This window comes from Enterobacter sp. MGH 24, from assembly GCF_000493015.1.
Classification (GTDB): Bacteria; Pseudomonadota; Gammaproteobacteria; order Enterobacterales; family Enterobacteriaceae; genus Enterobacter.
On record NZ_KI535657.1, the window covers coordinates 2,169,925 to 2,192,670 of the forward strand.

At 55.7% G+C, this 22,746-nt stretch carries 20 protein-coding genes; all 20 read left to right on the forward strand.

Annotated elements, in window-relative coordinates:
• Positions 1-77: 77 nt before the first annotated feature.
• The 20 genes from ilvI (at position 78) to secM (ending at position 22,717) form a co-directional block, all read left to right on the forward strand.
• The gene (gene ilvI, locus L370_RS11580; RefSeq protein WP_023334497.1) at positions 78-1,802 is read left to right on the forward strand and encodes an acetolactate synthase 3 large subunit; all 1,725 of its coding nucleotides are present in this window, start codon (positions 78-80) and stop codon (positions 1,800-1,802) included.
• 1 nt (position 1,803) lies between these two features.
• Positions 1,804-2,295, forward strand: coding sequence for an acetolactate synthase small subunit (gene ilvN, locus L370_RS11575; protein ID WP_023334498.1), 492 nt, complete (start codon positions 1,804-1,806; stop codon positions 2,293-2,295).
• A 179-nt stretch (positions 2,296-2,474) separates the two neighbouring features.
• The gene (gene cra, locus L370_RS11570) at positions 2,475-3,482 is read left to right on the forward strand and encodes a catabolite repressor/activator (protein ID WP_008501993.1); all 1,008 of its coding nucleotides are present in this window, start codon (positions 2,475-2,477) and stop codon (positions 3,480-3,482) included.
• A gap of 600 nt (positions 3,483-4,082) precedes the next feature.
• Positions 4,083-4,541, forward strand: coding sequence for a division/cell wall cluster transcriptional repressor MraZ (gene mraZ, locus L370_RS11565; RefSeq protein ID WP_032642561.1), 459 nt, complete (start codon positions 4,083-4,085; stop codon positions 4,539-4,541).
• A gap of 2 nt (positions 4,542-4,543) precedes the next feature.
• Positions 4,544-5,485, forward strand: coding sequence for a 16S rRNA (cytosine(1402)-N(4))-methyltransferase RsmH (gene rsmH / locus L370_RS11560; RefSeq protein WP_021240527.1), 942 nt, complete (start codon positions 4,544-4,546; stop codon positions 5,483-5,485).
• Positions 5,482-5,847: a cell division protein FtsL gene (gene ftsL, locus L370_RS11555; RefSeq protein ID WP_008501989.1), complete on the forward strand. Its 366-nt coding sequence runs from the start codon at positions 5,482-5,484 to the stop codon at positions 5,845-5,847. Before rsmH ends, ftsL begins: the two co-directional genes overlap by 4 nt.
• 15 nt (positions 5,848-5,862) lie before the next feature.
• Positions 5,863-7,629 (forward strand): peptidoglycan glycosyltransferase FtsI, encoded by a 1,767-nt coding sequence (locus L370_RS11550; protein WP_023334500.1) that lies wholly within the window; start codon positions 5,863-5,865, stop codon positions 7,627-7,629.
• The gene (gene murE / locus L370_RS11545; RefSeq protein WP_023334501.1) at positions 7,616-9,103 is read left to right on the forward strand and encodes a UDP-N-acetylmuramoyl-L-alanyl-D-glutamate--2,6-diaminopimelate ligase; all 1,488 of its coding nucleotides are present in this window, start codon (positions 7,616-7,618) and stop codon (positions 9,101-9,103) included. Before L370_RS11550 ends, murE begins: the two co-directional genes overlap by 14 nt.
• Positions 9,100-10,458 (forward strand): UDP-N-acetylmuramoyl-tripeptide--D-alanyl-D-alanine ligase, encoded by a 1,359-nt coding sequence (gene murF, locus L370_RS11540; protein ID WP_023334502.1) that lies wholly within the window; start codon positions 9,100-9,102, stop codon positions 10,456-10,458. Before murE ends, murF begins: the two co-directional genes overlap by 4 nt.
• Entirely contained in the window at positions 10,452-11,534 is a 1,083-nt protein-coding gene (gene mraY, locus L370_RS11535) for a phospho-N-acetylmuramoyl-pentapeptide-transferase (RefSeq protein WP_008501985.1), read from the forward strand. The genes murF and mraY overlap by 7 nt, the downstream gene beginning before the upstream one ends.
• A gap of 2 nt (positions 11,535-11,536) precedes the next feature.
• Positions 11,537-12,853, forward strand: a complete 1,317-nt coding sequence (gene murD, locus L370_RS11530) for a UDP-N-acetylmuramoyl-L-alanine--D-glutamate ligase (RefSeq protein ID WP_023334503.1) — start codon at positions 11,537-11,539, stop codon at positions 12,851-12,853.
• Positions 12,853-14,097, forward strand: a complete 1,245-nt coding sequence (ftsW, locus tag L370_RS11525) for a cell division protein FtsW (protein WP_023310395.1) — start codon at positions 12,853-12,855, stop codon at positions 14,095-14,097. Before murD ends, ftsW begins: the two co-directional genes overlap by 1 nt.
• On the forward strand, positions 14,094-15,158 hold the full coding sequence (gene murG / locus L370_RS11520; RefSeq protein WP_023334504.1) for an undecaprenyldiphospho-muramoylpentapeptide beta-N-acetylglucosaminyltransferase: 1,065 nt from the start codon (positions 14,094-14,096) through the stop codon (positions 15,156-15,158). Before ftsW ends, murG begins: the two co-directional genes overlap by 4 nt.
• Positions 15,159-15,214: 56 nt before the next feature.
• A complete protein-coding gene (gene murC, locus L370_RS11515; protein ID WP_023334505.1) occupies positions 15,215-16,690 on the forward strand; it encodes a UDP-N-acetylmuramate--L-alanine ligase in 1,476 nt (491 codons plus the stop codon).
• Positions 16,683-17,603, forward strand: a complete 921-nt coding sequence (locus tag L370_RS11510; protein ID WP_023334506.1) for a D-alanine--D-alanine ligase — start codon at positions 16,683-16,685, stop codon at positions 17,601-17,603. The genes murC and L370_RS11510 overlap by 8 nt, the downstream gene beginning before the upstream one ends.
• A 1-nt stretch (position 17,604) precedes the next feature.
• Entirely contained in the window at positions 17,605-18,447 is an 843-nt protein-coding gene (ftsQ, locus tag L370_RS11505) for a cell division protein FtsQ (protein ID WP_023334507.1), read from the forward strand.
• Positions 18,444-19,700 carry a cell division protein FtsA gene (gene ftsA / locus L370_RS11500; RefSeq protein ID WP_023334508.1) on the forward strand — a complete coding sequence of 419 codons (1,257 nt, stop codon included), beginning with the start codon at positions 18,444-18,446 and terminating at the stop codon, positions 19,698-19,700. Before ftsQ ends, ftsA begins: the two co-directional genes overlap by 4 nt.
• Before the next feature lie 63 nt (positions 19,701-19,763).
• Complete coding sequence (gene ftsZ, locus L370_RS11495; protein ID WP_008501978.1) at positions 19,764-20,915, forward strand: cell division protein FtsZ; 1,152 nt, start codon at positions 19,764-19,766, stop codon at positions 20,913-20,915.
• Positions 20,916-21,016: 101 nt separating this feature from the next.
• Positions 21,017-21,934: a UDP-3-O-acyl-N-acetylglucosamine deacetylase gene (gene lpxC, locus L370_RS11490; protein ID WP_008501977.1), complete on the forward strand. Its 918-nt coding sequence runs from the start codon at positions 21,017-21,019 to the stop codon at positions 21,932-21,934.
• A 279-nt stretch (positions 21,935-22,213) separates the two neighbouring features.
• The gene (gene secM, locus L370_RS11485) at positions 22,214-22,717 is read left to right on the forward strand and encodes a secA translation cis-regulator SecM (RefSeq protein ID WP_032666690.1); all 504 of its coding nucleotides are present in this window, start codon (positions 22,214-22,216) and stop codon (positions 22,715-22,717) included.
• Positions 22,718-22,746 lie beyond the last annotated feature (29 nt).

The window sequence follows — 22,746 nt, forward strand, 5'->3', positions numbered from 1 at the left end:
TTGGTTTATCCCAATCGTAAGACGGTGCGGAAATGAATTCGGCAGTCCGTCTATAACAAAATGCCTGGAGGCAAAGCATGGAGATGTTGTCTGGCGCGGAAATGGTCGTTCGGTCGCTGATCGATCAGGGCGTAAAGCAAGTGTTCGGCTACCCTGGCGGTGCGGTCCTCGATATTTATGATGCGCTGCATACGGTAGGGGGCATTGACCATGTTCTGGTACGTCACGAGCAGGCGGCGGTGCACATGGCTGACGGCCTGGCGCGTGCGACGGGTGAAGTGGGCGTGGTGTTAGTCACGTCTGGCCCCGGCGCGACAAACGCCATTACCGGCATTGCGACAGCGTATATGGACTCTATCCCGCTGGTGATCCTCTCCGGGCAGGTGGCAACCTCACTGATTGGCTACGATGCGTTTCAGGAGTGCGACATGGTCGGGATTTCGCGTCCCGTTGTGAAGCACAGCTTCCTGGTCAAGCAAACAGAAGACATTCCCGGCGTACTGAAAAAAGCCTTCTGGCTGGCGGCAAGTGGACGCCCTGGACCGGTGGTGGTCGATCTGCCTAAAGATATTCTGAACCCGGCAAACAAGCTTCCTTATGTCTGGCCGGAATCGGTCAGCATGCGCTCTTATAACCCCACAACGCAGGGGCATAAAGGGCAGATCAAGCGGGCATTGCAAACGCTTCTGGCAGCCAAAAAACCGGTGGTCTATGTGGGTGGGGGGGCCGTTAACTCCGCCTGTGAAACGCAGCTGCGTGAACTGATTGAAAAGCTTAACCTTCCCGTTGCGTCGTCGCTGATGGGGCTGGGGGCGTTTCCTGCCACCCATCGTCAGGCACTGGGTATGCTGGGTATGCACGGTACCTATGAAGCCAACATGACGATGCATCATTCCGATGTCATCTTCGCCGTCGGCGTGCGTTTCGACGATCGCACCACCAACAACCTGGCGAAGTATTGCCCAAACGCCACCGTGCTGCACATTGATATCGATCCTACGTCAATTTCAAAAACGGTGTCGGCTGATGTGCCAATCGTCGGCGATGCCCGTCAGGTTCTGGAGCAAATGCTGGACCTGCTGACCCAGGAGAGTACAACCCAGCCGCTGGATGAGATCCGCGACTGGTGGCAGCAGATTGAACAGTGGCGCGCGCGTCAGTGCCTGAAATATGACACCCAAAGTGAAAACATAAAGCCGCAGGCGGTCATTGAAGCGGTGTGGCGACTGACGAAAGGTGAGGCTTACGTGACCTCAGACGTGGGGCAGCACCAGATGTTTGCTGCCCTGTATTACCCATTTGATAAACCGCGACGCTGGATCAACTCCGGTGGTTTAGGAACCATGGGCTTTGGTCTGCCTGCCGCGCTGGGCGTGAAGCTGGCGCTGCCGAATGAAACCGTCGTCTGCGTGACCGGAGATGGCAGTATTCAGATGAACATTCAGGAGCTGTCTACCGCGCTGCAGTATGAACTGCCGGTACTGGTACTGAACCTGAATAACGGGTATCTCGGTATGGTGAAGCAGTGGCAGGATATGATCTACTCCGGCCGTCATTCTCAGTCATATATGAAATCGCTGCCGGACTTTGTTCGTCTTGCTGAAGCTTACGGACATGTAGGCATGCGGGTGACCGATCCGGCTGAGCTGGAAACGAAGCTCGCACAAGCGCTTGAGCACGTTAAAAACAACCGCCTCGTCTTTATGGATGTGATTGTTGATGGAACCGAGCACGTTTATCCGATGCATATTCGTGGTGGTGGTATGGATGAAATGTGGTTAAGCAAAACGGAGAGAACCTGATATGCGCCGGATATTATCTGTTTTACTGGAAAACGAGTCTGGCGCACTGTCGCGCGTCATTGGCCTTTTTGCGCAGCGCGGCTATAACATTGAAAGCCTGACCGTTGCCCCGACGGAAGACCCCACGCTGTCGCGCATGACGATCCAAACCGTCGGCGATGCCAAAGTGCTTGAGCAGATTGAGAAACAGCTGCATAAGCTGGTCGACGTACTGCGCGTGAGCGAGCTGGGGCAGGGGGCCTACGTTGAACGTGAGGTCATGTTGGTGAAAATCCAGGCCAGCGGCTACGGGCGTGATGAAGTCAAACGCAATGCGGATATTTTCCGCGGACAGATTATCGACGTCACGCCTTCTCTTTATACGGTTCAGCTGGCCGGGACGAGCGACAAGCTGGATGCTTTCCTGGCGTCCGTGCGGGATGTCGCAAAAATTGTCGAGGTAGCGAGATCGGGTGTAGTTGGTCTGTCACGCGGCGAGAAAATCATGCGTTAGTTGTCAAAAAGGTTCGCCTCTTTCTGCCCGGTCGCCAAAGCCGGGCTTTTTTTTGTGTAATCAGCCGACAACGCAGATAAAAGCGGTTGCCGCGAAGGCTTTTCTGCGTTTAGATGTTAAAAGATTTAACCATAACCTTGACAGGGCCATGGACTCTTTTCTTTTTTTAAGGGGCAATTGTGAAACTGGATGAAATCGCCCGGCTAGCCGGCGTGTCACGAACAACGGCCAGCTATGTGATTAACGGTAAAGCAAAGCAGTACCGTGTCAGCGACAAGACCGTTGAAAAAGTTATGGCGGTGGTTCGTGAGCATAACTACCATCCGAATGCTGTCGCAGCCGGTCTGCGTGCCGGGCGTACCCGCTCTATTGGTCTGGTGATCCCTGACCTGGAAAACACCAGCTATACCCGTATCGCCAACTATCTTGAACGTCAGGCGCGTCAGCGCGGCTATCAGTTGCTGATTGCCTGCTCGGAAGATCAGCCCGACAACGAGATGCGCTGCATTGAGCATCTTCTCCAGCGCCAGGTGGATGCCATCATCGTGTCGACCTCCTTGCCGCCAGAGCATCCGTTCTACCAGCGCTGGGCGAACGACCCGTTCCCAATCGTTGCGCTGGATCGCGCGCTGGATCGCGAGCATTTCACCAGCGTCGTGGGTGCGGATCAGGATGATGCAGAAATGCTGGCCGCAGAGCTGAGAACATTCCCCGCTGAAACGGTGCTGTATCTTGGCGCGCTGCCCGAGCTTTCCGTGAGCTTCCTGCGCGAGCAGGGGTTCAGAACTGCCTGGAAAGACGATCCGCGCGAGGTTCATTACCTTTATGCTAACAGCTACGAGCGTGAAGCCGCCGCGCAGCTGTTCGAAAAATGGCTGGAAACGCACCCGATGCCTCAGGCGCTGTTCACCACCTCGTTCGCGCTCTTGCAGGGCGTTATGGATGTGACCTTACGCCGTGAAGGGAAACTGCCCTCCGACCTGGCGATTGCCACGTTCGGGGATAACGAGCTGCTCGACTTCCTCCAGTGCCCGGTGTTGGCGGTAGCACAGCGTCACCGCGATGTCGCTGAACGCGTGCTTGAGATTGTGCTGGCAAGCCTGGATGAGCCGCGCAAGCCGAAGCCGGGCCTGACGCGTATCAAACGTAATCTCTACCATCGCGGAATTTTAAGCCGCCAAAAATGAAATGACTGGGGCGGAGAAATCTGCCCCATTGTGTTGCGTTAATTCGTGCAGATAATTCCCGGAGAGAAATTAGGATAATTCTTGAGGGATCATAATCACCTATTTTTGATAATTCATTCTGGCTTTTAAATTGTTCCTTTAAAGAACGCCCGGGCGATTTTAAACAGTATTCTTTGTATTATTTTGTTACAAACCCTCTTCGGTCGATGAATATTCAGACGTTTTTCCTTCTCCTTTGCCAGCTTACGTGGCAACCGCCGTGCTTACCGTGTGTCTGGGTGAATCTGGCGCTGTTATCCCCTGTGAATCTGTCATAAAATGCTGCCCGCGTCGCAAACTGACACTTTATATTTATCTGCGATGATATTGAGTGAGCTTTAACGCTAGTGTGCATATTCGGTTTTTTTCTTACAAATATTCATAACGTTAATTTTGCCTCGCCAGTTGTGCAGTTATTAACCAGGACTGTTTATCTCTGTAAATAGAGGGCTTTCGAGTCCTTATACGGAGAGTCCTGGCTTGACAAGCTTTTCCCTCGCTCCGTAAACTCCTTTAGGTGGGAATTTGTGGGTTAAAGTGGTGAGGAGGGGTGAGACTGGCATGTTCCGTGGAGCTACGTTAGTCAATCTCGACAGCAAAGGGCGTTTATCGGTACCAACCCGATACCGCGATCGGCTGATTGAGAACGCTGCGGGTCAAATGGTTTGCACCATTGACATTAACTCCCCCTGCCTGCTGCTTTACCCCTTGCCTGAATGGGAAATTATTGAGCAAAAGCTGTCGCGACTGTCGAGCATGAACCCGCAGGAACGCCGCGTACAGCGGCTGTTATTGGGACATGCCAGTGAATGTCAGATGGATAACGCAGGGCGGTTACTGATTGCCCCTGTGTTGCGGCAACATGCCGGTCTGACCAAAGAAGTGATGCTGGTCGGGCAGTTCAACAAGTTTGAACTGTGGGATGAAACGACCTGGTATCAACAGGTCAAGGAAGATATCGACGCTGAGCAGTCTGATTCCGCGACATTATCGGAACGGCTGCAGGACTTGTCTCTATAAATATGATGGAAAATTATAAACATAAAACGGTGTTGCTGGACGAGGCCGTTAACGGCCTGAATATTCGTCCGGATGGCATCTACATTGATGGCACGTTTGGTCGCGGTGGTCACTCGCGTTTGATTCTCTCCCAGCTTGGAGAGGAAGGACGTCTGCTGGCAATCGATCGCGATCCGCAGGCTATTGCCGTTGCACAGACCATCAATGACCCACGCTTTTCCATCGTGCATGGACCTTTCTCTGCGCTCGCGGACTATGTCGCTGAGCGCGGCCTGACGGGCAAGATCGACGGGATTCTTCTCGATCTTGGCGTCTCTTCACCCCAACTCGATGATGCTGAACGTGGTTTCTCCTTTATGCGTGATGGTCCGCTGGACATGCGGATGGACCCGACGCGCGGCCAGTCTGCCGCTGAGTGGTTACAGACCGCTGACGAAGCAGATATTGCATGGGTCATCAAAACGTTCGGCGAAGAGCGCTTTGGCAAACGCATTGCGCGCGCCATCGTTGAGCGCAATCGCATTGAGCCAATGACCCGCACCAAAGAGTTGGCCGAAGTGATCGCGGCGGCGACGCCGGTGAAGGATAAGCACAAACATCCCGCGACCCGTACCTTCCAGGCGGTTCGCATCTGGGTAAACAGTGAACTGGAGGAAATAGAGCTGGCGCTAAAAAGCTCGCTCGACGTGCTGGCCCCGGGTGGGCGGTTATCCATCATCAGCTTCCATTCGCTGGAAGACCGTATTGTGAAACGCTTTATGCGTGAACAAAGCCGCGGTCCTCAGGTGCCAGCGGGGCTGCCGATGACGGAAGAACAACTCAGGAAGCTGGGTGGCCGTCAGTTGCGAGCATTAGGCAAGTTGATGCCGGGCGAAGAAGAAGTGGCAGAGAATCCACGCGCCCGTAGTTCAGTGCTGCGTGTTGCAGAGAGGACGAACGCATGATCGGCAGAGTGACAGAGACCCTAAGCAAAGTTAAGGATTCGTTAGGAAGCAACGAGCGCCATGCCTTGCCTGGCGTGATCGGCGACGATCTTTTGCGGTTTGGGAAACTGCCACTCTGTCTGTTCATTTGCATCATTGTCACGGCAGTTACGGTGGTGACCACCGCCCACCATACACGTTTATTGACTGCGCAACGCGAGCAGATGGTACTGGAACGCGATGCGCTGGATATTGAATGGCGAAATTTGATCCTTGAAGAAAACGCGCTCGGCGATCACAGCCGGGTTGAACGGATCGCAACGGAAAAGCTGCAGCTGCAGCATGTTGATCCTTCGCAGGAAAATATCGTAGTACAAAAATAAGGGAAAACGCGACGCATGAAAGCAGCGGCAAAAACGCTAAAACCAAAACGTCAGGAAGAACAGGCCAACTTTGTCAGTTGGCGTTTTGCGTTGCTTTGCGGCTGCATTTTACTCGCGCTGGGTTTTCTGCTGGGACGCGTGGCCTGGCTGCAAATCATCGCCCCTGACATGCTGGTACGCCAGGGCGATATGCGCTCTCTGCGCGTCCAGGAAGTGTCGACCTCCCGCGGAATGATCACCGACCGCTCGGGTCGTCCACTGGCGGTGAGCGTGCCGGTGAAGGCGATCTGGGCCGATCCGAAAGAGCTGCACGACGCTGGCGGTATCACGCTTGATAACCGCTGGAAGGCGCTTGCGGACGCGCTGAAGATGCCGCTGGACCAGTTAGCTTCACGCGTGAATAGCAACCCGAGAGGGCGTTTTATCTATCTGGCGCGTCAGGTGAACCCTGATATGGCGGATTATATTAAAAAATTAAAGCTGCCGGGGATCCATCTGCGTGAAGAATCCCGTCGTTACTATCCATCCGGCGAAGTGACTGCTCACCTCATTGGCTTTACTAACGTTGATAGCCAGGGGATTGAAGGTGTTGAAAAAAGCTTTGATAAATGGCTCACCGGCCAGCCCGGCGAGCGCATTGTGCGTAAAGACCGCTATGGTCGCGTGATCGAGGACATTTCCTCAACGGACAGCCAGGCCGCACACAACCTTGCGCTGAGTATCGATGAGCGCTTACAGGCGCTGGTCTACCGCGAGCTGAACAACGCCGTGGCCTTCAACAAAGCGGAATCGGGCAGTGCCGTGTTAGTCGACGTCAACACGGGTGAAGTGCTGGCGATGGCCAATAGCCCGTCCTACAACCCTAACAATCTCACCGGTACGCAGAAGGATGTTATGCGTAACCGTACCATCACCGACGTGTTCGAACCGGGTTCGACCGTAAAGCCGATGGTGGTTATGACTGCACTTCAGCGCGGTATCGTTAATGAAAATACCGTCCTGAATACCATTCCTTACCGAATTAACGGTCACGAAATCAAAGACGTGGCGCGCTACAGCGAATTGACCCTGACCGGGGTGTTACAGAAGTCGAGTAACGTCGGTGTTTCAAAGCTGGCGTTAGCGATGCCGTCCTCAGCGTTAGTAGAGACTTACTCACGTTTTGGGCTTGGAAAGGCGACCAATTTGGGGTTGGTCGGAGAACGCAGTGGCTTATATCCTCAAAAACAACGGTGGTCTGACATAGAGAGGGCCACCTTCTCTTTCGGCTACGGGCTAATGGTGACACCGTTACAGTTAGCGCGAGTCTACGCAACGATCGGCAGTTATGGCGTTTATCGTCCACTGTCGATCACCAAAGTTGATCCACCGGTTCCCGGTGAGCGAATCTTCCCGGAATCGACCGTCCGTACGGTTGTTCATATGATGGAAAGCGTGGCGCTGCCTGGCGGCGGCGGCGTGAAGGCGGCAATCAAAGGTTATCGCATCGCCATCAAGACCGGTACGGCGAAGAAAGTGGGGCCGGACGGCCGCTATATCAACAAATACATTGCCTATACCGCAGGCGTTGCGCCTGCAAGCAATCCGCGTTTTGCGCTGGTGGTCGTAATAAACGATCCACAGGCGGGTAAATACTACGGCGGCGCCGTCTCCGCGCCTGTGTTCGGGGCTATCATGGGCGGCGTGTTACGCACCATGAACATTGAACCGGATGCGCTGGCGACGGGCGAAAAAAGTGAATTTGTAATTAATCAAGGCGAGGGTACAGGTGGCAGATCGTAATTTGCGCGACCTTCTCGCTCCGTGGGTGCCAAATGCACCGGAGCGAGCACTGCGAGAGATGGTACTGGACAGCCGCGTGGCTGCTTCTGGCGATCTTTTTGTGGCGGTGGTCGGTCATCAGGCGGACGGGCGTCGTTATATCCCGCAGGCGATTGCGCAAGGTGTGGCTGCCATTATTGCTGAGGCGAAAGATGAGGCAACCGACGGGGAGATCCGTGAAATGCACGGGGTGCCTGTTATCTATCTCAGCCAGTTAAACGAGCGTCTTTCCGCGCTGGCGGGACGTTTTTATCACGAACCTTCCGACCAGCTGCGTCTGGTTGGCGTGACGGGTACCAACGGTAAAACCACTACTACGCAGCTGATGGCGCAGTGGGCCCAGCTGCTGGGTGAAACTGGTGCGGTGATGGGAACTGTGGGCAACGGCCTGCTGGGCAAAGTGAGCCCGACGGAAAACACCACCGGCTCGGCGGTAGATGTACAGCACGTGCTTGCCGGTCTGGCAGGGCAGGGGGCAACCTTTGCTGCGATGGAAGTCTCTTCCCACGGTCTGGTACAGCACCGCGTCGCGGCGCTGAAATTTGCCGCTTCCGTGTTTACCAACCTGAGCCGCGATCATCTTGATTATCACGGTGATATGGAGCATTACGAAGCCGCGAAATGGCTGCTGTTCTCTACTCACCATTACGGACAAGCCATCATCAACGCCGACGACGAAGTGGGCCGCCGCTGGCTGGCGAAGCTGCCGGATGCGGTTGCGGTGTCGATGGAAGACCATATCAATCCAAACTGCCACGGCCGCTGGCTGAAGGCGGTTGAGGTGAATTACCACGACAGCGGGGCGACAATCCGCTTTGCCTCTTCCTGGGGTGAAGGTGAAATTGAAAGCCGCCTGATGGGCGCCTTTAACGTCAGCAACCTGCTGCTGGCGCTGGCAACGCTGCTGGCGCTGGGTTATCCGATGGCTGAACTGCTGAAAACCTCAGCGCGTCTGCAGCCGGTTTGCGGCCGTATGGAAGTGTTCAGCGCGCCGGGCAAACCGACCGTTGTGGTTGATTATGCCCACACGCCGGATGCGCTGGAAAAAGCGCTGGAGGCGGCGCGTCTGCACTGCACCGGTAAGCTCTGGTGCGTGTTTGGCTGCGGCGGCGATCGCGATAAAGGCAAACGCCCGCTGATGGGGGCTATTGCCGAGCAGTTCGCGGATATTCCGGTTGTGACCGATGACAACCCGCGTACCGAAGAGCCGCGCGCCATCATCAATGACATTCTGGCGGGCATGCTGGACGCGGGCCGCGCTCGCGTGGTGGAAGGGCGTGCGGAAGCCGTGACCAACACCATCATGCAGGCGCGGGAGAATGATGTTGTCCTGCTGGCGGGTAAAGGCCATGAAGATTATCAGATCGTTGGCAATCGCCGTCTGGACTACTCGGATCGCGTAACGGCAGCGCGTCTGCTGGGAGTCGTGGCATGATTAGCATCACGTTAAGCCAGGCCGCTGCCATCCTGCAGGGCGACCTGCACGGGCAAGACCTGACGATTGATGCCGTCACGACGGACACCCGCAAAATCACCGCTGGCTGTCTGTTTGTGGCGCTGAAAGGCGAGCGTTTTGACGCGCATGATTTTGCTGAACAGGCCAAAGAGAACGGCGCCGGTGCGCTGCTGGTCAGCCGCAAGCTTGATATCAATCTTCCGCAAATTGTGGTGAAAGATACGCGTCTCGCGTTCGGTGAGCTGGCCGCCTGGGTTCGCCAGCAGGTCCCTACGCGCGTTGTCGCCTTGACCGGATCATCAGGCAAGACATCGGTGAAAGAGATGACGGCGGCGATCCTCAGCCAGTGCGGCAACACGCTCTATACCGCGGGCAACCTCAATAATGACATCGGCGTGCCGATGACATTACTCCGCCTGACCAAAGAACACGAATTTGCGGTGATCGAGTTAGGGGCAAACCATCAGGGCGAAATTGCCTGGACCGTAAGCCTGACTCGTCCGGAAGCCGCGCTGGTGAATAACCTCGCGGCTGCGCATCTGGAAGGCTTTGGCTCGCTGGAAGGCGTCGCGAAAGCTAAAGGTGAGATTTACACCGGCCTGCCGGATGACGGTATCGCCATCCTGAACGCCGACAACAACGACTGGCTGAACTGGCAGAGCATCATTGGTTCGCGTAAAACCTGGCGCTTCTCTCCGAATGCGGTCAACAGTGATTTTACCGCGACCAATATCCATGTGACGTCGCACGGCACGGAGTTCACCCTCACCACCCCAACGGGTGGCGTTGATGTGCTGCTGCCACTGCCGGGCCGCCATAATATCGCTAATGCGCTTGCGGCGGCGGCGTTGTCGACGGCGGTGGGCGCGTCGCATGAGGCGATTAAAACCGGGCTGGCGAACCTGAAAGCCGTACCGGGACGCCTGTTCCCGATTCAGCTTTCGGAAAACAAGCTGCTGCTGGATGACTCCTACAACGCGAACGTTGGCTCGATGACGGCGGCGGTGCAGGTGTTATCTGAAATGCCGGGCTACCGCATCATGGTGGTTGGCGATATGGCAGAGCTGGGCGACGAAAGCGAAGCCTGTCATACCCAGGTCGGTGAAGCGGCGAAAGCGGCGGGGCTGGACTGCGTGCTGAGCGCGGGAAAACTGAGCCAGCCGATTAGCCATGCCAGCGGCGTTGGCGAGCATTTTGCTGACAAAGCCGCGTTGATAGCGCGCCTTAAGGCGTTGATTACAGAAAAACAAATTGTGACTGTGTTAGTGAAAGGTTCACGTAGTGCCGCCATGGAAGAGGTTGTGCACGCATTACAGGAGAACGGGACATGTTAGTTTGGCTGGCCGAACATTTGGTCAAATATTATTCAGGCTTTAACGTCTTTTCCTATCTGACGTTTCGCGCCATCGTCAGCCTGCTGACTGCGCTGTTCATCTCGCTGTGGATGGGCCCGCGCATGATTGCCCGTCTGCAAAAACTCTCTTTCGGCCAGGTTGTACGTAACGACGGTCCGGAATCGCACTTCAGCAAGCGCGGCACGCCGACCATGGGCGGGATCATGATCCTGACCGCCATCGTCGTTTCCGTGCTGCTGTGGGCATATCCCTCCAACCCGTACGTCTGGTGCGTTCTGACGGTACTGGTGGGTTACGGGATCATCGGTTTTGTTGATGATTACCGCAAAGTCGTTCGTAAAGATACTAAGGGCCTGATCGCGCGCTGGAAGTATTTCTGGATGTCGGTGATCGCGCTGGGCGTTGCCTTCGCGCTGTATCTGGCCGGGAAAGACACGCCAGCCACCGAGCTGGTCGTGCCGTTCTTTAAGGATGTGATGCCACAGCTGGGGCTGTTCTACATCCTGCTGGCCTACTTTGTGATTGTCGGTACCGGCAATGCCGTTAACCTGACCGACGGTCTGGATGGCCTGGCCATTATGCCAACCGTCTTTGTGGCCGCAGGTTTTGCGCTGGTGGCGTGGGCGACCGGTAACATGAACTTCGCGAACTACCTGCATATCCCTTATCTGCGTCACGCGGGTGAACTGGTGATCGTCTGTACGGCAATTGTCGGCGCGGGGCTGGGCTTCCTGTGGTTCAACACCTATCCGGCGCAGGTCTTTATGGGTGACGTTGGTTCTCTGGCTTTGGGCGGTGCGCTCGGCATTATCGCCGTACTGCTGCGTCAGGAGTTCCTGCTGGTGATCATGGGCGGCGTGTTTGTGGTTGAAACCCTGTCGGTGATTTTGCAGGTCGGTTCCTTCAAGCTGCGCGGTCAGCGCATCTTCCGTATGGCGCCGATTCACCACCACTATGAACTGAAAGGCTGGCCGGAGCCGCGCGTGATTGTGCGCTTCTGGATCATTTCGCTGATGCTGGTGCTGATTGGCCTGGCAACGCTGAAGGTACGTTAATCATGGCAGATTACCAGGGCAAAAAAGTCGTTATCATCGGGTTGGGCCTCACGGGGCTCTCCTGCGTGGACTTTTTCCTCGCACGCGGCGTGACGCCACGCGTGATGGATACGCGTGTCTCTCCGCCGGGTCTGGACAAACTGCCGGAACAGGTTGAACGCCACCTTGGTGGTCTGAATGATGACTGGCTGCTGGCAGCCGATCTGATTGTCGCCAGCCCAGGTATGGCGCTGGCGCACCCTTCGCTGAGCGCTGCCGCGGATGCGGGCGTTGAGATTGTTGGCGATATCGAGCTGTTCTGCCGCGAAGCGCAGGCGCCCGTTATCGCCATTACCGGTTCTAACGGTAAAAGCACCGTCACCACCCTGGTGGGTGAAATGGCGAAAGCGGCGGGCGTGAACGTCGGCGTTGGCGGTAACATTGGTTTACCCGCTCTGATGCTGCTGGATAAAGGCTGTGAGCTGTATGTTCTCGAGCTTTCCAGCTTCCAGCTGGAAACAACCTCCAGCCTGCACGCTGCGGCTGCGACGATCCTCAACGTGACTGAAGATCATATGGACCGGTATCCATTTGGCCTGCAGCAGTACCGTGCCGCCAAGCTGCGCGTTTATGAAAATGCCAAAGTCTGCGTGGTTAACGCCGATGACGCGCTGACCATGCCTGTGCGTGGTGCAGACGATCGCTGTATCAGCTTCGGTATCACGATGGGGGATTACCACCTGAACCGCCAGCTGGGCGAAACCTGGCTGCGCGTGAAGGGTGAGAAAGTGCTGAACGTGAAAGAGATGAAGCTCACTGGTCAGCACAACTATACCAATGCCCTGGCGGCGCTGGCGCTGGCGGATGCCGTCGGGCTGCCGCGCTCTTCCAGCCTGAAAGCGTTAACCACGTTTTCCGGCCTGGCACACCGTTTCCAGCTGGCGCTGGAGCACAACGGCGTGCGCTGGATCAACGACTCCAAAGCCACCAACGTAGGAAGCACGGAGGCCGCGCTGAACGGCCTGCACGTTGACGGCACGCTGCATTTGCTGCTGGGCGGCGACGGTAAATCCGCTGATTTCTCCTCCCTGAAGCCGTATCTCTCCGGAGATAACGTCCGTCTGTACTGCTTCGGCCGTGACGGCAGCGAGCTGGCTGAGCTGCGCCCTGAGGTTGCTGAGCAAACCGAAACCATGGAACAGGCGATGCGGCTGATTGCTCCTCGCGTGAAGCCTGGCGATATGGTGCTGCTCTCTCCGGCCTGCGCCAGCCTCGATCAATTCAAGAATTTCGAACAGCGTGGTGATGTATTTACCCGCCTGGCGAAGGAGTTAGGCTAATGCGTTTATCTCTCCCTCGCCTGAAAATGCCGCGCCTGCCAGGATTTGGGATCCTGGCATGGGTGTTTGCGGCGCTCAAAGGCTGGGTGATGGGCTCTCGTCAAAAAGATAACGACAGCCTGGTCATGTACGATCGCACGCTGTTCTGGCTCACGATGGGGCTGGCGGCGGTGGGCTTTATTATGGTGACGTCAGCCTCAATGCCTGTCGGGCAGCGTCTGGCGAACGATCCTTTCCTGTTTGCCAAGCGTGATGGTCTTTACATCATCCTGGCGTTCTGTCTGGCGCTGGTGACCTTGCGTCTGCCAATGGAGTTCTGGCAGCGGCACAGTACGGCGATGCTGATCGCCTCGATTATTATGCTGCTGATCGTACTGGTGGTGGGGAGCTCTGTTAACGGGGCATCGCGCTGGATCGCCTTTGGCCCGCTGCGTATTCAGCCTGCGGAATTTACCAAGCTCTCCCTGTTCTGCTACCTGGCTAACTACCTGGTGCGTAAGGTAGATGAAGTGCGTAACAACCTGCGCGGCTTCTTAAAACCGATGGGCGTGATTCTGGTGCTGGCGGTATTACTGCTGGCGCAGCCTGACCTCGGTACCGTTGTCGTGCTGTTCGTTACCACCCTGGCGATGCTGTTCCTGGCGGGCGCGAAGCTGTGGCAGTTCATCGCTATCATCGGGATGGGGATTTCGGCGGTTGTGCTGCTGATCCTCGCCGAGCCTTACCGTATTCGCCGTGTAACCTCGTTCTGGAACCCGTGGGAAGATCCGTTCGGCAGCGGTTACCAGCTGACGCAGTCGCTGATGGCCTTTGGTCGCGGTGAAGTCTGGGGGCAGGGTCTGGGTAACTCGGTACAGAAACTGGAGTATTTACCGGAAGCGCACACTGACTTCATCTTCTCCATTATTGCGGAAGAACTGGGTTATATCGGTGTGGTATTAGCGCTATTAATGGTATTCTTCGTCGCTTTCCGCGCCATGTCCATCGGCCGGAAAGCGCTGGAGATCGATCACCGCTTCTCAGGATTCTTAGCCTGTTCAATTGGTATCTGGTTTAGCTTCCAGGCATTGGTTAACGTCGGGGCCGCAGCGGGTATGCTGCCGACCAAAGGTCTGACGTTGCCGTTGATCAGTTATGGTGGTTCGAGTCTGTTGATTATGTCGACGGCCATCATGTTTTTGTTGCGCATAGATTATGAAACGCGTCTGGAAAAAGCCCAGGCGTTTACACGAGGTTCACGATGAATCAACCGAAGCGGTTAATGGTGATGGCAGGCGGTACCGGTGGACACGTGTTCCCGGGACTGGCGGTTGCGCACCATTTAATGGATCAGGGCTGGCAGGTACGCTGGCTGGGAACCGCAGACCGCATGGAAGCCGATCTGGTACCGAAGCACGGTATCGAGATCGACTTTATTCGTATTTCCGGCCTTCGGGGCAAAGGCCTCAAGGCAATGCTGCTGGCACCGGTGCGTATTTTTAACGCCTGGCGTCAGGCCCGCACCATCATGAAGCGCTTTAAGCCCGATGTGGTGCTGGGCATGGGCGGCTATGTCTCGGGTCCTGGCGGGCTGGCGGCGTGGTCGTTAGGTATTCCCGTCGTGCTGCATGAGCAGAACGGTATTGCCGGTCTGACCAACAAATGGCTGGCGAAAATCGCCACCAAAGTCATGCAGGCGTTTCCCGGCGCGTTCCCGAAAGCGGACGTGGTGGGTAACCCGGTGCGTGTGGACGTGCTGGCGCTCCCGCTGCCGGACGCTCGCCTGACGGGCCGTGAAGGGCCGGTGCGTGTACTGGTCGTCGGCGGCTCTCAGGGCGCGCGCATCTTAAACCAGACGATGCCGCAGGTTGCCGCAAAGCTGGGGGATGCCGTGACCATCTGGCATCAGAGCGGAAAAGGCGCTCAGCAGACCGTTGAGCAGGCTTACGCAGACGAAGGTCAGCCGCAGCATAAAGTCACAGAGTTTATCGACGACATGGCGGCAGCGTATGCCTGGGCCGATGTCGTGGTCTGTCGTTCAGGCGCGCTGACGGTGAGCGAGATCGCCGCCGCCGGTCTGCCGGCCCTGTTTGTGCCGTTCCAGCACAAAGACAGGCAGCAGTACTGGAATGCGCTGCCGCTTGAGAAAGCCGGTGCCGCGAAAATTTTTGAGCAGCCACAATTTACCGCCGATGCGGTCGCCACCACCCTGGCGGGCTGGAACAGAGACGCACTGCTGGAGATGGCGCAACGCGCGCGCGCGGCCGCTATCCCTGATGCGACGGAACGGGTGGCAAAAGAAGTGAGCCTGGCAGCCCAGGCTTAACCCTCGCAGCGCGTGTTGCGCTGCATGAATTTTAAGTAGTCGATGGCGTTTAGAGAATGAATACACAACAACTGGCAAAACTGCGTTCAATCGTGCCCGAGATGCGTCGCGTCCGGCACATTCACTTTGTTGGCATCGGTGGTGCTGGCATGGGCGGTATTGCCGAAGTGTTAGCTAACGAAGGCTATCAGATCAGCGGGTCTGACCTGGCGCCAAACCCTGTTACGCAGCAGCTGGCGTCGCTTGGGGCGACTATTTATTTCAACCATCGTCCGGAAAACGTGCGCGATGCGAGCGTGGTGGTGGTATCCAGCGCCATCTCCTCTGACAACCCGGAAATCGTTGCCGCGCACGAAGCGCGCATTCCGGTGATCCGCCGTGCAGAAATGCTGGCCGAACTGATGCGTTTCCGTCACGGCATCGCCATTGCCGGGACCCACGGTAAAACCACGACCACGGCGATGGTTTCCAGTATTTATGCAGAAGCGGGTCTCGATCCGACGTTCGTCAACGGCGGTCTGGTCAAAGCCGCAGGCGTACATGCGCGTCTGGGCCACAGCCGTTATCTGATTGCCGAAGCGGATGAAAGCGACGCGTCGTTCCTGCACCTGCAGCCGATGGTTGCGATTGTCACTAACATCGAAGCTGACCATATGGATACCTACCAGGGTGACTTCGAGAACTTAAAGCAGACCTTCATCAACTTCCTGCACAACCTGCCGTTCTATGGACGCGCGGTGATGTGCGTAGACGATCCGGTGATCCGCGAGCTGCTGCCGCGCGTGGGCCGTCAAATCACCACTTACGGCTTCAGCGAAGACGCTGACGTCCGCGTGGAAGAGTACAAACAGATTGGTGCGCAGGGGCACTTCACCCTGGCGCGTCAGGACAAAGAACTGCTGCACGTCACGCTGAATGCGCCAGGTCGCCATAACGCCCTCAATGCCGCAGCGGCAGTAGCCGTTGCGACGGAAGAAGGCATTGATGATGATGCGATTCTGCGCGCGCTGGAAAGCTTCCAGGGCACCGGCCGTCGTTTCGACTTCCTCGGTGAATTCCCGCTGGACGCCGTGAACGGTAAAGCCGGCACAGCGATGCTGGTGGACGACTACGGTCACCATCCGACCGAAGTGGACGCCACCATTAAAGCCGCACGTGCAGGCTGGCCTGACAAAAATCTGGTGATGGTCTTCCAGCCGCACCGCTTCACGCGTACTCGCGATCTGTATGACGATTTCGCCAGCGTCCTGTCCCAGGTTGATACCCTGTTAATGCTGGATGTTTATTCAGCGGGCGAAACTCCGATTCCAGGCGCAGACAGTCGTTCTTTATGTCGCACCATCCGTGGACGCGGTAAAGTGGACCCTATTCTGGTTTCTGACCCTGTGCAGGTGGCGGAGATTCTGGCGCCGGTCCTGACGGGTAACGATTTGATTCTGATTCAGGGTGCGGGAAATATCGGCAAAATCGCCCGTACCTTAGCTGAAATCAAACTGAAGCCGCAAAATCAGGAGGATGAGCATCATGGCTGATAAGATTGCTGTCCTGTCTGGCGGCACCTCCGCCGAGCGCGAGGTTTCCCTGAACTCCGGCGCGGCCGTGCTGGCTGGCCTGCGCGAAGGTGGCGTCAATGCTCACCTGGTCGACCCAAAAGAGGTCGACGTGACGCAATTAAAAGCCATGGGCTTCGATAAAGTCTTTATCGCCTTGCATGGTCGCGGCGGTGAAGACGGCACCCTGCAGGGCCTTCTGGATTTGATCGGCATGCCTTACACCGGCAGCGGCGTGATGGCCTCCGCTATCTCTATGGATAAACTGCGCAGCAAGCTTCTGTGGCAGGGCGCGGGGTTACCCGTTGCGCCATGGGTTGCGCTGACGCGTCGCGAATTTGAATTGGGCCTGCCGGATAGCGTTAATGCACGCATTGCTGAACTGGGCTTACCGGTTATTGTAAAGCCCAGCCGGGAAGGCTCCAGCGTGGGAATGTCCAAAGTCGACAAAGCTGACGATCTCTCGTCCGCTTTAGCACTGGCATTTCAACATGATGAAGAAGTTCTGATTGAAAAATGGCTCAGCGGGCCGGAATTTACCGTCGCGATGCTTGGCGAAGAAATTTTACCGTCAATCCGTATCCAACCGGCCGGAACCTTCTATGATTATGAGGCGAAGTATCTCTCTGATGAGACGCAATATTTCTGCCCTTGTGGTCTGGAAGCTGAGCGTGAAGCAGATTTACAGTCCCTGGTGCTTAAAGCCTGGCATGTTCTGGGTTGCCGCGGCTGGGGACGCATCGACGTGATGCAGGACAGTGATGGACAATTTTATCTGCTGGAAGCGAATACCTCTCCGGGAATGACCAGCCACAGCCTTGTGCCGATGGCAGCGCGTCAGGCGGGGATGAGTTTCTCGCAGTTAGTCGTACGCATTCTGGACCAGGCGGGCTGATATGTCTCAGGCTGCATTGAACACGCGCAACCGCGATGACGAGGACGAATACACCTCTTCACGCCGCAGTAATGGAACGCGTCTTGCAGGCATCATTTTCCTGCTCGGGGTGCTGTGCACCGTGTTTATCAGCGGCTGGATGGTCCTGGGCTGGATGGAAGATGCGCAGCGGTTGCCGCTTTCTAAGCTGGTGGTCACCGGTGAGCGTCACTACACGCGTAACGACGATATTCGCCAGTCAATTCTGGCGCTGGGCTCGCCTGGCACCTTTATGACGCAGGACGTCAATATTATCCAGAGTCAGATAGAACGTCTGCCATGGATAAAACAGGCGAGCGTAAGAAAGCAATGGCCTGATGAATTGAAGATTCATCTGGTTGAATATGTGCCCATTGCGCGTTGGAATGATCAGCACATGGTTGACGTCGACGGAAATTCCTTCAGCGTCCCGGCCGATCGTGTCAACAAGCAAAATTTACCGATGTTGTATGGCCCTGAAGGCAGCGAAAACGAAGTGTTACAAGGTTTTCGCGAAATGGGTCAGGTGCTGGCGAAGGACAGGTTTACGTTAAAAGATGCAGCCATGACGGCGCGCCGTTCCTGGCAACTCACGTTAACGAACGGCATTAAGCTCAACCTGGGACGCGGAGACACAATGAAGCGTCTGGCGCGTTTTGTCGAACTTTACCCGGTTTTACAGCAGCAGGCACAGACTGACGGCAAACGGATAAGCTACGTTGATTTGCGCTATGACTCAGGCGCAGCAGTCGGTTGGGTACCGGCTCCGGTCGAGGAACCTAATCAGCAACAGAATCAGGCACAGGTACAGGCAGAACAACAATGATCAAGGCGACGGACAGAAAACTGGTAGTTGGACTGGAGATTGGCACCGCGAAGGTTGCCGCTTTAGTAGGGGAAGTTCTGCCCGACGGTATGGTCAATATCATTGGCGTAGGCAGTTGCCCGTCCCGTGGTATGGATAAAGGTGGGGTAAACGATCTTGAATCGGTGGTGAAATGCGTTCAGCGTGCCATCGATCAGGCTGAATTGATGGCAGATTGCCAGATTTCTTCTGTCTATCTGGCCCTTTCTGGTAAGCACATTAGCTGCCAGAACGAAATTGGTATGGTGCCGATTTCCGAAGAAGAAGTGACGCAGGAAGACGTTGAAAACGTCGTGCACACGGCGAAATCCGTGCGTGTCCGCGACGAGCATCGCGTGCTGCATGTCATTCCGCAGGAATATGCGATTGACTATCAGGAAGGGATCAAGAACCCGGTCGGTCTTTCTGGCGTGCGTATGCAGGCAAAAGTGCATCTGATCACATGTCACAACGATATGGCGAAGAACATTGTAAAAGCCGTTGAACGTTGTGGCCTGAAAGTTGACCAACTTATTTTCGCCGGTCTGGCGGCAAGTTATTCCGTGCTGACCGAAGATGAACGTGAACTGGGTGTCTGTGTGGTCGATATTGGTGGTGGTACAATGGATATCGCCGTGTATACCGGCGGAGCGTTGCGCCACACTAAAGTGATCCCTTATGCCGGGAACGTTGTGACCAGCGATATTGCTTACGCTTTTGGTACGCCGCCGAGCGATGCAGAAGCGATTAAAGTACGCCACGGCTGTGCGCTGGGGTCTATCGTTGGCAAAGATGAGAGCGTTGAAGTGCCGAGCGTTGGTGGTCGTCCACCGCGTAGCCTGCAGCGCCAGACGTTGGCAGAGGTGATTGAGCCGCGCTATACCGAGCTGCTCAACCTGGTCAACGAAGAGATTTTACAGTTACAGGAACAGCTTCGTCAGCAGGGCGTTAAGCATCATCTTGCGGCGGGGATTGTATTAACCGGCGGTGCAGCGCAAATTGAAGGTCTTGCGGCCTGTGCACAGCGCGTGTTCCATACGCAGGTGCGTATTGGTGCGCCGCTGAATATCACCGGTTTAACGGATTATGCTCAGGAGCCGTATTATTCAACGGCTGTGGGCCTGCTCCACTACGGGAAGGAATCTCATCTCAGTGGTGAAGCGGAAGTGGAAAAACGCGTCTCAGTGGGGTCGTGGGTCAAACGACTGAACAACTGGTTGCGAAAAGAGTTTTAATTTTTTTAAGAGACCGGAGAGAATTAGCGGTCTCGGGCGACAGGCACAACGGAGAGAGAAATTATGTTTGAACCTATGGAACTGACCAACGACGCGGTGATTAAAGTCATCGGCGTCGGTGGCGGCGGCGGTAACGCCGTAGAGCATATGGTGCGTGAACGCATTGAAGGTGTTGAATTCTTCGCAGTTAACACCGATGCACAGGCACTGCGTAAGACGGCTGTAGGCCAGACTATCCAGATCGGCGGTGGTATCACCAAAGGGCTGGGAGCAGGGGCTAACCCGGAAGTCGGTCGCAATGCGGCTGAAGAAGATCGTGAAGCCCTGCGCGCTGCACTGGAAGGTGCGGACATGGTCTTCATCGCAGCAGGTATGGGTGGCGGTACGGGTACCGGCGCAGCACCTGTTGTAGCTGAAGTGGCAAAAGATTTAGGTATCCTGACCGTTGCTGTCGTGACCAAGCCTTTCAACTTTGAAGGCAAGAAGCGTATGGCCTTCGCGGAGCAGGGTATCACCGAGCTGTCCAAGCATGTGGACTCGCTGATCACCATCCCGAACGACAAACTGTTGAAAGTTCTGGGTCGCGGTATCTCCCTGCTGGACGCATTCGGTGCAGCAAACGACGTGCTGAAAGGCGCGGTTCAGGGTATCGCTGAACTGATTACCCGTCCTGGCCTGATGAACGTTGACTTTGCAGACGTTCGCACCGTGATGTCCGAAATGGGCTACGCGATGATGGGCTCTGGCGTGGCGAGCGGTGAAGATCGTGCAGAAGAAGCGGCTGAAATGGCTATCTCTTCTCCACTGTTGGAAGATATCGATCTGTCTGGTGCGCGCGGCGTGCTGGTCAACATTACCGCTGGCTTTGACCTGCGTCTGGATGAGTTCGAAACCGTGGGTAACACTATCCGTGCGTTCGCCTCCGACAACGCTACCGTGGTGATCGGTACTTCCCTTGACCCTGAAATGAACGACGAGCTGCGTGTTACCGTTGTTGCGACCGGTATCGGTATGGACAAGCGTCCTGAGATCACCTTAGTGACCAACAAGCAGACTCAGCAACCGGTAATGGATCGCTACCAGCAGCACGGTATGTCTCCTTTGACTCAGGAGCAGAAACCTGCCGCGAAAGTAGTGAACGATCCAACGCCGCAAACGGCGAAAGAGCCAGATTATCTGGATATCCCGGCGTTCCTGCGTAAGCAAGCTGACTAAGAATTGGCTGGAATTAGGGGATTTGCGCTCTTTGTGCTAAACTGGCCCACCGTTAGTGATATACACTCTCGGTTGGATAGTTAATTTGGCGAGATTATACGATGATCAAACAAAGGACACTTAAACGTATCGTTCAGGCGACGGGTGTCGGTTTACATACCGGCAAGAAAGTCACGCTGACGTTACGCCCTGCGCCGGCCAATACCGGGGTCATCTATCGTCGCACCGACTTGAATCCACCGGTAGATTTTCCGGCCGATGCCAAATCTGTGCGTGATACTATGCTCTGTACTTGTCTGGTGAACGAGCATGACGTGCGGATTTCTACCGTAGAGCACCTGAACGCCGCCCTGGCGGGTCTGGGTATCGACAACATTATTGTTGAAGTCGATGCGCCAGAAATCCCGATTATGGATGGCAGTGCTGCACCGTTCGTCTATCTGTTGCTGGATGCCGGCATCGAAGAACTGAACTGCGCGAAGAAATTTGTTCGCATCAAAGAGACCGTTCGCGTCGAAGATGGCGACAAGTGGGCTGAATTCAAACCGTACAATGGTTTCTCGTTGGACTTTACCATCGACTTTAACCATCCGGCGATTGATTCCAGCACCCAACGCTATGCGATGAACTTCTCTGCCGATGCGTTTATGCGCCAGATCAGCCGAGCCCGTACATTTGGCTTCATGCGTGATATCGAATATCTGCAGTCCCGCGGCCTGTGCCTGGGCGGCAGCTTCGATTGTGCCATCGTTGTTGACGATTATCGCGTACTGAACGAAGACGGCCTGCGTTTCGAAGATGAATTCGTTCGTCACAAAATGCTGGATGCTATCGGCGACCTGTTCATGTGTGGTCACAACATCATTGGTGCATTTACCGCGTTTAAATCCGGTCATGCGCTGAACAACAAACTGTTGCAGGCCGTCCTGGCGAAACAGGAAGCCTGGGAATATGTGACTTTCGAAGACGAAGCTGAACTGCCGCTGGCTTTCAAAGCACCAAGCATGGTTCTGGCGTAACGGTTCAAACCGTTTCGTAAAAAAATCGACTGGTTAACCTGGTACTCTCTCCGACCAGGAAGACCAGTCGTTTTTATTTTTACCCTTCTTCGTTTGCCCCAGCGTTATTTCTCGTTTGTCTTACGCAGAAAATGTGTGCGTTAGCTGCATTCTTGACCGTTTTTCCACGCGGCGGCACCTCATTCCTGCTGATGTATAGTGGCTTTAGTGATACTATCTGGGCGCTAAAAAGAATAACTGAACTCAGCCTCTGCAAGGCTGGCTTATTGGGTGGAGCAGGTGAGCGGAATACTGACGCGCTGGCGACAATTTGGCAGACGTTACTTCTGGCCGCATCTCTTATTAGGGATGGTCGCGGCGAGTTTCGGCTTGCCTGCGCTCTGCAGCAGTGCCGAAGCGGCGACCCCCGCAAAAACCTCTACCACCAAACACGATCTCAACACGCGGGTTAACTTTACTAACCTCGCGTGGCTTGAAGCCAACCGCCGCCCAAACTTCTCCGTTGATTACTGGCACCAGCATGCCATCCGCACGGTTATCCGCCATCTGTCCTTCGCGATGGCGCCGCAGGCCATGCCTGTTGCGGAAGAGACGCTGCCGGTGCAGGCTCAGCATCTTGCCCTGCTGGACACGCTCAACGCGCTGCTCACGCAGGACAGCCAGCCGCCGGTCATGGTTCGCCAGACGACGCAACGTGCGTTTGTTTCACCTGTTTCATTCTCTGTTTCAACCTGGATTAGCCAGGCCCACGGCATTCGCGCCGGGCCGCAACGCCTCAGCTAAATTAACTTTTTCAATACCTTAATTTATCT